We start from the raw sequence: 13,341 nt of genomic DNA, 5'->3' as shown, positions 1-13,341 counted from the left end.
TTTTACTGGGTCAACTGCCAGTTGATTTGTGACTGATCGGCATAAGACATTCCCAAATTTTCATTGGTTTTTATGCAAACGATTGCAATGCTTTGCCTGACTGATACATACTGGGTATCTTCAGGCATTGGGGCGGAGTCGCCTTTCTCCACAAAGTCTGGGTAAAAAATGTACAATAACAGGTTGGTACGGCTGACTGCCTAAACCACAGAGCCAGATAGAATCCACTATGAAGAATCAGCGCATACTCCTATCTCTATTCGCTATCTACTTTGTCTTTGCCATTTTGTTGAACAGCGTGGGTACTGTGATCCTGCAGGTAATCAATACCTATGGGGTGAGTAAGTCTGCTGCGAGTGTGCTGGAGGGGTTCAAGGATATCCCCATCGGGATAGTGTCTTTCCTGATTGCTTCCCAGCTTCCCCGGCTGGGGTTTAAGCGGGCGATGCTGACGGGATTGGCAATCGTCACCCTGGCTTGTACAGCTATGCCCCTGTTACCCGGGTTTTGGACGGCGAAGTTACTGTTCTTGTCCGTGGGTGTTGCGTTCGCATTGGTAAAGGTTGCCGCATACTCCACCGTGGGATTGTTAGCGCAGGGCCGCAGCGCACATGCGAGCCTTCTAAACACCCTGGAGGGGGTGTTTATGGTGGGAGTTCTCAGTGGCTACTGGCTGTTTAGCGCTTTTATTGATTCATCGAACCAAGGGTCGACTGCCTGGCTCAATGTGTATTGGGTGCTGGCGGTGGTCTGTGTGATTGCATTTGTATTGCTTTGGTGCACAGAGCTGGATGAATCCGGGGCGCGAATCGAAGAGGCTAGCCCGAAACAGGACTTTATCGCGATGATAAAGTTGATGGCCAAACCTCTGGTATACATCTACGTGATCTCCGTATTTTTCTATGTATTGATTGAGCAGGGGATAGGAAGTTGGTTGCCGACTTTTAATAATGAAATTCTTAAGCTGCCCGCTGCGATGAGTGTTCAGGCTGCAAGTATCTTTGCCGCAGGGCTGGCGTTGGGGCGACTTGGTGCCGGTGTGATGATGCGCAAAGTACACTGGTACCCGATGCTGAATGTCTGCTTAGTTGCGATGGGATTACTGGTGGTCGTTAGCTTGCCCCTGGCGAGTAATATTGTGGCGAATCCCGATGTAAACTGGCTTAGTGCCCCAGTGGCAGCTTTTGTTTTACCGCTGATTGGCTTGTTTATGGCACCTGTGTATCCAGCTATCAATTCTGTGATGCTCAGTTCATTGCCCACCCACCAGCACTCTGCAATGACAGGTTTACTGGTGATTTTTTCTGCGCTGGGCGGTACAACTGGCTCACTGATTACCGGGTCGGTTTTCGAGGCCTTTGATGGCCAGGTGGCTTTCTACTTATCCTTGGTACCCATCACAGTGATTCTGATTACCCTGTTCTTTTTCCGTCGCGCCGTAGAGCGGGGGGATGAGACGCTTGAGGCCTCAGCCCCCCTGGCTGGGTAGCAGGGTGGTTTTACAAACTTGGGCGACGGGCCTAAGATGGCATTTTTCCCGCGAACAAGGTGAAGTACGCCATGCCCAAGGGGTCCTCCTCTCCCGTTTCCATGTCCGATATTGCTCGGTTGGCGGGAGTTTCTGAATCTACTGTTTCGCGAGCGCTGAACGATAATCCATTGATTAACGAAAAGACTCGCGAGCGTATTCAAAAAATCGCGAGCTCCATGAATTACAAAATCAATGAGAGCGCGCGAAACTTACGCCTGCAACGCAGCCATACAATTTCGGTTGTGATTAATACGGGGCGCAGTGGCGGCCAGACATTTTCTGATCCATTTATGATCGATATGATTGGTTCAATTGCCGATCGCCTCGCGGTGCATAAATACGATTTACTGTTTTCCAGCAGTATCGCCAGCCGCTCGGATTGGCATTCTTATCTGATGAGTTCCAGGCGGGCTGATGGCGTTATTGTGATTGGCCAAGGGGTGGACGATACCCCACTTCGTGATCTGCAGCAGCAGGGGGACCCTCTTGTTGTCTGGGGAGGGACCTCAAGGCAGGGGGCCGAATATTGCATCGTCAGTAGTGACAATCAAATGGGTGGGCGTCAGGCCACAGAGCACTTAATGAGCTTGGGGCGGCGGCGAATTCTCTTTCTCGGCGACACAGCTCACCCGGAGGTCAATGGGCGATTTGAAGGTTACTGTGCCGCGCTCAATGAAGCTGATCTGTCTGGCACGACCAGGCAGTTGACCGCCGGCTTCTCCAGTGAAAGTGGTTATCAATCCATTATCGACCTGGTTGCGCAGGAAGGGCTTAGTTTTGATGGCATTTTCGCCGCCAGTGACAGTATCGCTATGGGGGCGATAAAAGCGCTACAGGCCCGTGGCTATAAGGTGCCGGAAGATGTCGGCATAGTGGGTTTTGACGATATCCCAATCGCCCCGTTTTTTACCCCTCCTCTGACAACCGTGCGCCAGAACATCCACCGAGGTGGTGAATTGATGGTGGAGAAAATGATGGAGCTCCTCTCTGGAAAATCGGCTATGCCAGATGTACTACCTACCGAGCTGGTAGTGCGAGGCTCTTGCGGTGCCAATCCGGATTACCAGCCTGTAGAGGAGTTCTTTCAAGACACTTCAGGTGAGCGTTAGTCACAGGCTCTCACCATTTTGTTTGCCAGCAGGGGCGTAGTTAGTGTCCCTGCCGTTTCCCGAGTTTGAGCCACACTTGTAAAACCGAACTCTGTGGCTGGACTCGAAACATGGCAGATGAGAAAACTAAACTGACCAGAATTCAGGTACTGGGACTGTTTGCCCTAAGCTTGGCAATTTTTCTGATCGGAAATGACCTCACTGCGTTTTCCGTAGCAATTCCAGCCATCGAAAAAGACTTCAACTCCAATATCACCACCACCCAATGGATTATCAACGGCTATACACTGGCTTTTGGGGTGCTGCTGATCTCGGGCGGGCGTTTGGCGGATATGTTTGGCCGGCGCAAAATCTTTTTCCTCGGCATGGCCGCCTTTGCATTTTTCTCCCTCCTCGGCGGCATAGCTACCAATATTCCAATGCTGTTGGCGGCGCGGGGATTGATGGGGATCGGTAGTGCCCTTATGTGGCCGGCAATCCTGGGGCTGATCTACGGGATGTTACCGGAGGATCGCTCGGGCTTTGCTGGGGGCTTGGTGATGGGCATGTGTGCCGCTGCGAATGCAATTGGTCCGGTATTGGGGGGCATTCTTACAGACTTATTGAGCTGGCGCTGGATTTTCTTTATCAACTTGCCGGTGGCTGCATTGGCATTTTGGGTCTGCTGGAAGGTTATCCCGGATGACACACCGGAAAATGTCACTGAGCGTATTGATTACGGTGGTGTAATCACCCTGACCACATCGCTATTTTGCCTTCTGCTGGCGCTGGATTTAGTCGTGGATATCGGCTTTAAGAGCCCGGTGATTATTGTCTTGGCACTAGCCACCTTACTGTTTATGGGGGCGTTTATCCTGGTTGAGCGCCATGTGGGCAGAGATGCGTTAATTCCCGTAGATGTAGCAACGAATCACGGTTTCTTTGCCGCAGGTATAGCTACCTTATTGCTGTCTGTGGTGTTCTTTGCCGCCCTTGTATACGTTCCCCAATACTTGAGTAAGGTCCATAATCACTCGGCGATGTATTCGGGAATGGGGCTACTTCCTATGATGGTCTCATTTGGTTTGGTGTCTTTTATTGCCGGTGGGCTCTACGAAACGCTCGGTGCAAAAACGATTGTCTCAGCGGGCACCATTGCCATGTGTATTGGTATGTTTATGCTTTCTCATTTGCATAAAGAAACAACTTTTTTGCAAATGGTACCGGGACTGGTGGTTCTCGGGGCGGGTATTGGCCTGTTTTACTCTGCTATTACTACTGCCGCAATTACGGTTGTAGCGCCGGAGCGAGCGAGCTTGGCGGGAGCAATTCTCTATATGTTCCAGATTGGTGGGGGAGCAATAGGCTTGGGTATGAATACCACAATTGTGGCAATGGCTCCCGATATCTCTACGGGGATTGATCGCGCTTTTACGGTTAATGCCTATCTGGCGATGGTGGGGCTGGTAGTGTGCCTTTTGTTTGTTTCAGGGAAGCCAGTAGATAAGGCTCCCCTGTCTGAGAAATGATTTATTGCTCGCTTAAATTTCTATTGCCTAATTCTGCAAAATTTACGTTCGTGATGATGCCATCAGAATTGTAACTGAGAATCAATACTTTTTGATAAGAGGCCGGTTGGAAAATAGCCTTATTGGTTTGGCTATACATATATACTTTGGCTTTCTCGGATTTATTGCTAATCAGTGGGTACTGATATTCGCCGGAGGGTTTGCCCAATAAATCCAGAGCTTCGAGAATACTGGTTTGGCCTTCGCTGATAAGTGGTACTTTTGACTCATCAAAATCGGTGGAATCTTCAGCGAGAGAGCTGACAAAATCCTGCCCAACCAATTTATCGTTATAAAAGTAGAAACCCTGGTTACGGGTACCGCTAATATTTTCGCTAACCGCCTTTTTGCCAGTAGTGGGGTAAGCATAAGCGAGTGTTAAAATTTGTTGGTTGTTTTTTACAAACATGCCTTTTTCATAAGGCTTACCGAGCTTCTCTTTAATGGATTGCTCAGTATCTACGCCTAACGCTATCTCTTTTTCTCCCAGGGGTTTTGTGCCAATGCCGGTACATCCGGATAGCACAAATAGGGAAAAAATAACCGTTACCAGTCCTTTCACTACAACCTCCTGCACTGTATCTTCCAGGTTCCCTGTGGCCTGAAATATTCGGCGCATCCTACAATTCGCATGTTTTAATTGCCAGTGATTTATAAAGATGATCGATGACCCGAGATTACACTGCTGTAGCATGAATTGAGTGGGTATAGAGAAGTGCACGAATTTAGGCATATCGTGCGCTTTTAGAAAATACAGCGTAGTGAATGACAGCAGAAGAAGAACTCAGTTCCTGATACTGCCCCATCATTCCATTATTTTTTTAAATAAAATTGATAGGCATTTTTTACCAGGACATTTTCTGCTTGTGTTTCATCGAGGGTGTCGCGAATTAACAAAATATCTTCAGGTTTGAAGGGGCGCGGTGCCCTGGTAGAGGGAAGATCGGAGCCAAACATTAGGCAATTAGGGTTGGCCTGGTAGAGGTCGACAATTGCCGCTGCGGGGTCGAAATCCAGGCGGCCAAAGCCGCTCGCTTTTACCTTTACCCCTTTTTCTGCCAGTTTGAGCAAGATGGGAAAACCCTGCTTGGTGATTCCCATGTGATCAATGGAGGCGGCTGGTAACGCGATCAATTTATTATAGAGAGGGGTCAATGCAGAGGCTTCAACGTATAGTTCGACATGCCAGCCTGCCAAGTCAAAAACTCGCCGGGCAAGGGTATCGATAAAACCGATCTGTTCCGAGCCGCCCCGTACCAAATTAAAGCGCAGGGCTCTGACTCCATGTTTGTGGAGTGACAAAATGGTGTTGTCGGGAGTGTCGGCGGATAGTTGTGTGACCCCAACATAGTTTTTGCCCAGCTTTTCCAGGGCATCAATAAGGTAGGTTTGATTCAGCTTCTGGAATGAGCCGGAAACTACAGCGCCCCCCACTAGCTGGTAGTTTTGTAACTTGAGTTGATAGTCGTCCACGGTAAATTTTGGCGGCAAGTAGCCGTGATTTGGGAATAGGGGGAACTTGGGATTTATGATGTGGAAGTGACTATCAAATAGTCTCTGTTTTTGCTGTTCCATAGTCAGGTGCACCGTGCTCGCTTAGATTTCCTGGATGACTCTCACTCGATCTGCAAGAGCGCGCTGTGAAACGGGAATGTCCGGGGCGAATAGCTCCCAAGAGTGAATCACGCCAGGTCGAACGTGGAGCTCCGTGCTAACACCGGCATCGGTGAGTAATTGGGCGTATTGCATATCCTCATCGCGAAAAATATCTAGTTCGCCAACATCGATAAATGCTGGCGGTAGACCCTTGGCATTTTGCAGGCGGGCAGGGGCAGCATGAGGACTGACCGCAGGGCTGCCCACTTGATTACCCAGGTAAGCGGTCCAGCCGGTGAGATTATCTTCATAGGTCCAGATAATAAATGGCAATAACTCGGGATCGGGAGTAACCGTCCTGTCGTCCAGCATTGGGTATAACAATATCTGCCGTGCCAGGGACGGGCCTTTTTTGTCACGGGCGACAATTGTCAGGGCTGCAGCCAGCCCCCCTCCGGCACTATCTCCCATGATGCCAATTCGCGAGGGATCAATGGAGAGTTCCTGTGAGTGCTGCACCAGCCAAATGAATGCCTGATAGCAATCATCAATCGGTATAGGGTAGGGGAACTCCGGAGCCTTTCGGTAATTTACTGATAAAAATGGCACGCCGCTGGCAGCTACATATTTGGCGATGACCAAGTCGTACCGTGAGATATCGTGGCAGATGAGCCCACCGCCATGAATGTAGAGAATAGCGGAGCCTGGCTTGCTATTCTCCTTTTGGTACCAGCGTAACTGGATCTCCTCTTGGTCTGAACTCTTTAGGGTAAAGTCCCGAAAAGAAACATCTGATGGAAAACTGCGACCCTGAAATAGTGCTTGGGTGACCACGGCTCCATTCTTACGGCGAGTATCCACATCCCCAATAGGCGCTTCTGCCAAGGTATCCAGCAAGTCGCCAAACTTGCCAAGGGCGCTTGAAAAGTCCGGGTCCAGGGAAAAGCTCATTGACGAGATCCTTATCGGAGTTCCTATCATCTAGTGGTCCATAGCTAGGGAGCCTCTGAGTAACTACGTAATACCTCTGCGGGTCTTGAAGGCTGCAGATGTTAGGCGCAGCTCGCCGCGAATGGCCGTAGCCCTTTGCAAGAGCTGCAACGCAGCAGATGCGGCCTTCAAGGCCCGCCCTTCGGGGCTTGCAGAGCGATTCACACTCCGCGTTGCGACTTCTTGAAAGGCCTAGACATTCCTGCGAAGCCGCGCCTTGATTGTGAACCGCTCTGCATGCCAGAGGCATTACGTAGTTACTCAGAGGCTCCCTAGATATGGACCTTTGCTAAATGTGGACCTTCGGCAGCGAAATGCCAGTACTTTTAGCTGGGTTCTGCGACACCGCTTTCAGCCACCAAGGTCTGAATAGATGTTGTCGAAGCTGACTGCACCTCTGATTTGTTCTCGCTGTACCGCTCGGTCAGATAGTTACCCTGGCCACGGAACAAAATGGTGGTTTTTACCAGCTCTTCCAGAACGTCAATCACCCGGTCCCGGAATGGGGAATCTTTGAGGTGTCCTTGGTCATCGAATTCCTGCCAGGCCTTGGCAATAGAGGATTGGTTGGGAATCGTAAACATGCGCATCCAGCGGCCGAGAACCCTCAAATTGTTGACGGTATTGAATGACTGTGAGCCACCGGAAATCTGCATGACCGCCAGGGTTTTTCCCTGGGTTGCCCGGCTTGCAGATTGGTCTAGTGGTAGCCAGTCGATCTGATTCTTGAAAACAGCCGAGACATTTCCGTGTATTTCCGGGCTAATCCACACTTGACCCTGGCTCCAGGCAGACCACTCGCGCAGTTGCTGCACCTTGGGGTGATCCTGGCTGGTGCCGTCGTAAAGAGGGAGGTCGACAGGGTCAAACAAGCGAACCTCAGCACCAAAATGCTGCAATATTTCAACAACCTGGTTGGCCAATAGACGCGAAAAGGAGTTGGGTCTCAGGGATCCGTACAACACCAGAATCCTGGTAGGGTCACCATTGGGAGGGGAGTCCACCAGGCGATTAAGAATATTGATGGGGGTGTGGTTCGGTAGCATCATGAGTTACCTTCAAATTTCTATATTTCTATAATAATCGAAATATTAGGTAAAGCAAAGGTACATCAGTCTCAGTCGGGCCTTTCTGAATCTGCTTGGAACCGGCTAGTCGAATAACGGGTTCACAGGGAGTCAAAATACTGAGCCAGCATCGAGACTTAGGCTTCCTTTAGTTTCTCCAACACTGGAGGAGATAGGGCAAACGGAAAGAGAGTCCAGTAGAGGTTACTCCCAATTATTAGAGGGAGTGGGTACGTTTAAATGCCTCCCAGATGGACTACTTCAATATTGAATCCCTCTGATTGGCAAGGTTCTTCAAAGTACTTATTAACTTGTTTGAAGGTCTCAGGGGTATCAAAGGCGGCTCGTTCCGGATGTGATTTTTGCCTTTGGGCAATTTGTTGTAAACATAATTTATCATCGGCTTTAAGATAGATTAATTGATGGGGAAAGAGGTTATCCAGAAATATCTCTTTGAACCAAGATCTTTGTTTTCTTGTATTGCCGGGAAAATCCAGTACTACCGAGATGCCACTCCTTAAGATATCCTGAGTATGTGACTTGATCATTGGTTTTAATCTTGCAGAATACTCTATGTAAGTGGAGAGTGAGGAGATCTCATGGGGATATAAATTAGACAGCCACTCATCTTCGGAAATAAGAATAGCTCCTGTAGTTTGTGCTATCTCCGCAGCTTTTGTACTTTTTCCTGCGCCCATCTTTCCACAAAATAAAAAGAGCATTCCGTTTTCTTTCACAGTTCTTCCCATTAATCTGATTAGAGAAAATTTCGACCATGGGAAAATAATGCCTGAAACTTTATGCTTGGTAAATAGTGGTAAAGAGAGCTCATGAAGTGGCGATTTAGCTAAGCATCAGGGAAATACCAGAATTGCGGTGGCCGAATATGCTTGAGGGCATCTAGATGGCTAGTATTTAAGGCGTGGGAATCTTTACTGCCTTAGATACTTATATTCAGCCCAAAGGTGAGCCTGATATAGGTATTTCGTCTCTATGCAACAAGATACCGATTAACTGCGGCATTTGACAAACACCATTGAGTTTAACCAACTTTGATCGGCATCAAAATCTTTTATCAGGGGGGCTTCAGTAACGCCTGTAAATTTTCTTAACCCATGAGAAATCATATAGCTTGGTATATAGGATGGCGGCTTTGCGGCTGTCAAATAGTTACAAACTTCCAGCTTCCTTGCGCCGCCCTGATCAAGAGAGTTAATGCTGGCGAATAGTTTTTTTCGATCTCCCTCTGGCATCGAATTAAATTTTTTATTGAAAATCACTCTTAATACATTGTGCCCGGTTTTATCGCTAACCCTCTGTGTGTCGAAATAAGCAAAGGCACTGGCAACCATTAACAGCTCAGCTGCCTCATCAAATTTGGATTGTTCGGTACATGTTTTGGCGGCAGCAGTAATATCTGTCGGTGTATGGGTAGATAGTACTGATGTGGCACTGATACATCCGAGAGGCGAAGTGGCTTGACTATTCTTACTGACATAGTTGTCGGCTTGCGCGCCTAAAACAAATGCGGCGAGCAAAAGAGCAAGAATTGGAGGCAGGATTTTGCTCATGATTCGAATTTCCTTTCCTTAGTGCCTCCTTAATCATAGACGCCGAAGTGCCAGTATTATCTCAACCACCTGAGAAATTTATTAGCCAGTTAGTGTAGATTTTAGTGGGATTTGTTTAAAAATCTGAATTGGAGATGTCTAGGGCTAATTTCCTGCCAATGGGGAAAGGAGTGTGCTTTCATGCCGTTGAAGTACAGGAAATTTCAGTTAAAGCGTGCCGCTCGCAATTCTCTGGTGCTAAGCGGCACCTAGTAGCTATCAGCTCTGACAGAGTTGGATTTGTCGCAATTGCTATTAAGTTAGTTGAGAAATTATTCTGTGTTGGGTTGTGGTTCTTGAGAAGCTTGGAATAGTGATTTTATCAGATTCTTGGTGATTTCTTTTTGGTGTTCAGCTCTCAGGTTCTTCATGTACGTAGACTCGTCGGGAACAACTATCTCAGGCAGTATTTCTTTCACTGCTGAGTCGCCATTCCATTCTACAGTCGCTCTGCTGTCGAAGCTGGTTCTGAACTTTATATATTTATCCTTATCGACAAATACATAGCTATTTGAGAAGTATTCAGCATCGTTTCTGTTGGTAAGTGTGAAAGATGACTTTTTTCCAGAATATAGCTTTTCACCGATTTTAAAACTGAAGTTTTCAATAGTCTCTGGTGATCTTGACTTGTAATGCCCTTGCTCTATAGCAAAGTCAACTTCATCTATAATATCGCCCATTTCAATGGAGATAATTTCATCTGTATTTTCCCATGTGATGCTATCGATAGGGTATACATAGACATTGATAATATCGGTAGGATACTGCTTATTATCGTACTTTAGGGCAATTCCCAGCATGGGTTCATCGAAGGTGCTGCTTTCGGTGAGTACAAAGTTATCTGTTTCTTCTGGGGTGATCAGGTCTTGCTGATAATTGCTTGCATTTTGCGGCCGCATAGATCCACATGAGGCGATAAGAATACTACTCAGTATGATAAGTGCCTTGCTTTTCATTCTCTCTCCTTGATAAGGCTGCTTTCCTGGGGCGGAAATTATAAGTTTCTATTTGTTCTATGAATGTAATATTTCAATAAGCCTATCACTCCTTGGGTGCTCAATTCACTGTTTGGTAAGTATAAATATCTAAGTTGTACTCTTCTTATATCCTGAATCCGGCTTAGCTTTAAATTAATTCTACGCCTTTTGGAAAAGATTTTTGCCGTCTATTTTTTTATCAGCTGTTAGCTGAAGCGTGTGATGCCGACTCTTTTAAGGTTTGTCCCAATTATATTTTGAAACTATCAATGATCTACAAAGATGAATTAGATGCCCAAACTTCGCCCCTGAACCAGCTGATTTAACGTGCGTAATATCACTTCCAAGGTTGTGATTGAATCCTAAATACTGGAGGGATATTTGGTCTGTCATTTATGTTGGCCTTGTTACAAATGGGCAGATATTTACATAACTGCCTTAAGCTCGTAACTGATTGGTCATGCTCTGTAGCTACTATTTTGCGCCCCCGCTAGCGGGTAGTTTTATGAATGTTTAATTCGGAGATGGATGTTTGTCAGTACTGAAAAGTGCGTAAATTATGAAAATGTAAAGTAGGGTAAATGACTAAAATTGACCAGTCAGTACTGTTGTAATTTAGCGGTTCGCGACAGGCGTGTACGCTTGTTCCAATTGGTCAATTCAACTGAGGGGAAATACTTACTGGGATTTTTATTTTAGCGGTAACTATCAGGATACTTATCAGGAAAAGAATAATGCATAAAACAATTGGTTTGGTATCAAGTTTGCTTTTGAGTTTTTCGATGTCTGTTGTCGGCGAAATTGATGCTAGCGATGATAAAGTGAAGCGCCTGGATTTACAGGGGCAGATTGATACAAAGGCTCCCTTATCAAAGACCTTATGGGCGGGAGCGCATAATGCCTATGCATCCTATCAGTGGGATCAGGGTGTATATACCGATGTAAACCAGTGGTACGCGCCGGAGAAATTATTCAGTCGGGGAATACGTCTGGTCGAATATGATACTTACCCTGCTTCCAATTTCAGCTCAACACCGCACCTGTGTCATATGGGCCTGGAAGAGGCCACTATGTGTATTTATATGTTTGGCACAGCTGCAACGCTGGGGGATGGGCTGGATGAGATTAAGGATTTTCTTGAAGATAATAACGATGAAGTCATATTCCTAAAGTTTGAGGCTTACGATTCTGATTACCACCAGAACTTCCGCAATAAGATTGGTGAGAAAATTGAAAGCAGGTTGGGGGATCTGGTATTTAAGCCTACCGACTGGGGCTATACAGAAGATGATTGCGCCTCCCTGCCGGCGCAAACACTGACTAAACAGGATGTGTTGGATGCGGGACGCAACGTTATCCTATTTATTCAGGTGCCCAGAGAGTATCCGCACACTGGTGATAACAATCTGTGTGATTACCATGACGAGTCAAACACATCGAAATTCAGACGTAATGTCTGGATCGGTGTGGATGAAATGGATGCATCTGGAAACCTCACTTCTAATGAGCCACTTGCACAAAATTCCAGCCAGCTAACAGCAGATATCGACGGTAATGCCAGCGCAATCAGCCACTACAACAATGGGAATTTAAGTGTCGCCCTGGATGCAACAACGGAATATAGCAAGGATGACATCAAGTATTCCGGCAGTGAGATCCTGGAGAAAGCAGTATCTGGGTATAACATGCTTGAGTTGGCGCTGGTGGAGGCCAATGCGACCACTATAGGTGCCTCTAAAGCACCCCAGATTGAAGATTTTACGTGGTCTTGGCGGAATGACTCTCCCAGTGGCAGCAATAGTTGCGCCTGGTTAAGTAATGACGGTGAAATTCGTGACTATAGCTGTAGCACGGAGCGAGTGTTTGCCTGTGTGGACGATGAGCGAAACTGGCACATCAGCAGTGCATCGGGGACTTGGAGTGAAGGTTACTCCGCCTGTGAAGCTGATGGCTACCGCTATGGAATGCCTTATAACGCTTTGGAAAATGCCACGCTCTATGCCAAGAGGAATTCAGAAGGTGTAACTACCTCGGTTTGGGTGAATTACTACGAACCATTTGATGGGTTCTGGATCGCCAACCAAGATAGTTACTCGGATTTTGGCTACATCAAAAAAGATGCCGTGGGTGGTACTGGAGGTGATGCGTTTGATTCAATCGACCTGGTAAAACGTAAGCTACTCGGTAGCGGTACTATGAATCTGAAATCTGTCCAGATTCGTTCTGGTGGACGAATTGATGGTTTTAAAGCTTGCTATGAATTTAAGCAATCCCTAAGCCATGCCGCAGCTAGTGATCATGAATACTGTATTGAATATGGTGATGGAGATGGGGGCTCGATGGGGAGTGTACTGAGTTTCAACTCCGCCAGCAGCGAGTATTTGGATGACGTTAAAATTTGTGTCGACGATGAAAAGCATGAAACGGGTAGTGTTTACTACCTTAAATTGACGTCGAGCAATGGCTCATCTATTTCCGGGGGCACTCAGCAGGGGACTTGTACAACTTATTCTTCCACTTCATCCCAGCAAATTTTTGCTTTCCACGGGCGCCACGGTGATGAAATCGATGCTTTGGGCGTGCACAAGTTATCCAACAGCTTGGTAAACCCAGGGTACTACGCAACCGAGTGGCTGGACCTGGATGATCCCTCCTCAGGTGGCATTGATTATGAGAGCTTTAACGAACACAAGTCAGCGGGAAATATCAGCAATAGCTGTGCTGTCAGTGATGTTGCTGGTATTGAGGCAAGGGTTGTTGATACGAAGTTGGATTATTCCTTAACCGGCGAAAGCATGCATATAGGCGATATCGGCACTAATTACCGCTTCTTCTGTGCAACAGAGGATTGTAGTGACTACGAAGTAAAGTATTTCTTCTCTAACGCAGCCTGCCTACCTTAACGACTCACAAT

At 47.1% G+C, this 13,341-nt stretch carries 12 protein-coding genes; 4 read left to right on the top strand and 8 right to left on the bottom strand.

Annotation, left to right across the window (positions count from 1 at the left end; all coding sequences use genetic code 11):
• Positions 1-229 precede the first annotated feature (229 nt).
• The 3 genes from ACJJIQ_RS11335 (at position 230) to ACJJIQ_RS11325 (ending at position 4,148) form a co-directional block, all read left to right on the top strand.
• Positions 230-1,489, top strand: coding sequence for an MFS transporter (locus tag ACJJIQ_RS11335; protein WP_413665293.1), 1,260 nt, complete (start codon positions 230-232; stop codon positions 1,487-1,489).
• 71 nt (positions 1,490-1,560) lie between these two features.
• A complete protein-coding gene (locus ACJJIQ_RS11330) occupies positions 1,561-2,640 on the top strand; it encodes a LacI family DNA-binding transcriptional regulator (RefSeq protein ID WP_444896809.1) in 1,080 nt (359 codons plus the stop codon).
• A gap of 110 nt (positions 2,641-2,750) precedes the next feature.
• Positions 2,751-4,148 carry an MFS transporter gene (locus tag ACJJIQ_RS11325; protein WP_444912731.1) on the top strand — a complete coding sequence of 466 codons (1,398 nt, stop codon included), beginning with the start codon at positions 2,751-2,753 and terminating at the stop codon, positions 4,146-4,148.
• Position 4,149: 1 nt separating this feature from the next.
• Here ACJJIQ_RS11325 and ACJJIQ_RS11320 read toward each other — a convergent pair whose 3' ends face one another.
• The 8 genes from ACJJIQ_RS11320 to ACJJIQ_RS11285 all read right to left on the bottom strand — a co-directional run bounded on the left by ACJJIQ_RS11320 (position 4,150) and on the right by ACJJIQ_RS11285 (position 10,406).
• Positions 4,150-4,806, bottom strand: coding sequence for a hypothetical protein (locus ACJJIQ_RS11320; RefSeq protein WP_444912732.1), 657 nt, complete (start codon positions 4,804-4,806; stop codon positions 4,150-4,152).
• Positions 4,807-5,000: 194 nt separating this feature from the next.
• Positions 5,001-5,762 (bottom strand): amidohydrolase family protein, encoded by a 762-nt coding sequence (locus ACJJIQ_RS11315; protein ID WP_445364652.1) that lies wholly within the window; start codon positions 5,760-5,762, stop codon positions 5,001-5,003.
• A gap of 21 nt (positions 5,763-5,783) precedes the next feature.
• Positions 5,784-6,734, bottom strand: a complete 951-nt coding sequence (locus tag ACJJIQ_RS11310) for an alpha/beta hydrolase (RefSeq protein ID WP_445364651.1) — start codon at positions 6,732-6,734, stop codon at positions 5,784-5,786.
• Between the two features lie 63 nt (positions 6,735-6,797).
• A complete protein-coding gene (locus ACJJIQ_RS11305) occupies positions 6,798-6,938 on the bottom strand; it encodes a hypothetical protein (protein ID WP_445364292.1) in 141 nt (46 codons plus the stop codon).
• Positions 6,939-7,099: 161 nt separating this feature from the next.
• Positions 7,100-7,822, bottom strand: a complete 723-nt coding sequence (arsH, locus tag ACJJIQ_RS11300) for an arsenical resistance protein ArsH (protein ID WP_445364650.1) — start codon at positions 7,820-7,822, stop codon at positions 7,100-7,102.
• Between the two features lie 254 nt (positions 7,823-8,076).
• On the bottom strand, positions 8,077-8,577 hold the full coding sequence (locus tag ACJJIQ_RS11295; protein WP_444905653.1) for a P-loop nucleotide/nucleoside kinase family protein: 501 nt from the start codon (positions 8,575-8,577) through the stop codon (positions 8,077-8,079).
• 273 nt (positions 8,578-8,850) lie between these two features.
• The gene (locus ACJJIQ_RS11290; protein ID WP_445359891.1) at positions 8,851-9,411 is read right to left on the bottom strand and encodes a hypothetical protein; all 561 of its coding nucleotides are present in this window, start codon (positions 9,409-9,411) and stop codon (positions 8,851-8,853) included.
• A 311-nt stretch (positions 9,412-9,722) separates the two neighbouring features.
• Positions 9,723-10,406 carry a hypothetical protein gene (locus ACJJIQ_RS11285; protein WP_445364649.1) on the bottom strand — a complete coding sequence of 228 codons (684 nt, stop codon included), beginning with the start codon at positions 10,404-10,406 and terminating at the stop codon, positions 9,723-9,725.
• 755 nt (positions 10,407-11,161) lie between these two features.
• On the opposite strand from ACJJIQ_RS11285, the gene ACJJIQ_RS11280 reads away from it, so the two are divergent.
• Positions 11,162-13,330, top strand: a complete 2,169-nt coding sequence (locus ACJJIQ_RS11280; RefSeq protein WP_445364648.1) for a jacalin-like lectin — start codon at positions 11,162-11,164, stop codon at positions 13,328-13,330.
• Positions 13,331-13,341 lie beyond the last annotated feature (11 nt).

The organism is Microbulbifer maximicatervae (SeqCode), from assembly GCF_052468295.1.
The sequence above is the reverse complement of the archived record's forward strand: the minus strand, read 5'-3'. Positions and strand labels throughout refer to the sequence as shown.

What these genes read in the sequence shown, in the direction of transcription:
- ACJJIQ_RS11335 (WP_413665293.1), top strand. Translation starts at nt 230, where the DNA reads ATGAAGAATCAGCGCATACTCCTATCTCTATTCGCTATCTACTTTGTC.
- ACJJIQ_RS11330 (WP_444896809.1), top strand. Translation starts at nt 1,561, where the DNA reads ATGCCCAAGGGGTCCTCCTCTCCCGTTTCCATGTCCGATATTGCTCGG.
- ACJJIQ_RS11325 (WP_444912731.1), top strand. Translation starts at nt 2,751, where the DNA reads ATGGCAGATGAGAAAACTAAACTGACCAGAATTCAGGTACTGGGACTG.
- ACJJIQ_RS11320 (WP_444912732.1), bottom strand. Translation starts at nt 4,806, where the DNA reads ATGCGCCGAATATTTCAGGCCACAGGGAACCTGGAAGATACAGTGCAG.
- ACJJIQ_RS11315 (WP_445364652.1), bottom strand. Translation starts at nt 5,762, where the DNA reads ATGGAACAGCAAAAACAGAGACTATTTGATAGTCACTTCCACATCATA.
- ACJJIQ_RS11310 (WP_445364651.1), bottom strand. Translation starts at nt 6,734, where the DNA reads ATGAGCTTTTCCCTGGACCCGGACTTTTCAAGCGCCCTTGGCAAGTTT.
- arsH (WP_445364650.1), bottom strand. Translation starts at nt 7,822, where the DNA reads ATGATGCTACCGAACCACACCCCCATCAATATTCTTAATCGCCTGGTG.
- ACJJIQ_RS11290 (WP_445359891.1), bottom strand. Translation starts at nt 9,411, where the DNA reads ATGAGCAAAATCCTGCCTCCAATTCTTGCTCTTTTGCTCGCCGCATTT.
- ACJJIQ_RS11285 (WP_445364649.1), bottom strand. Translation starts at nt 10,406, where the DNA reads ATGAAAAGCAAGGCACTTATCATACTGAGTAGTATTCTTATCGCCTCA.
- ACJJIQ_RS11280 (WP_445364648.1), top strand. Translation starts at nt 11,162, where the DNA reads ATGCATAAAACAATTGGTTTGGTATCAAGTTTGCTTTTGAGTTTTTCG.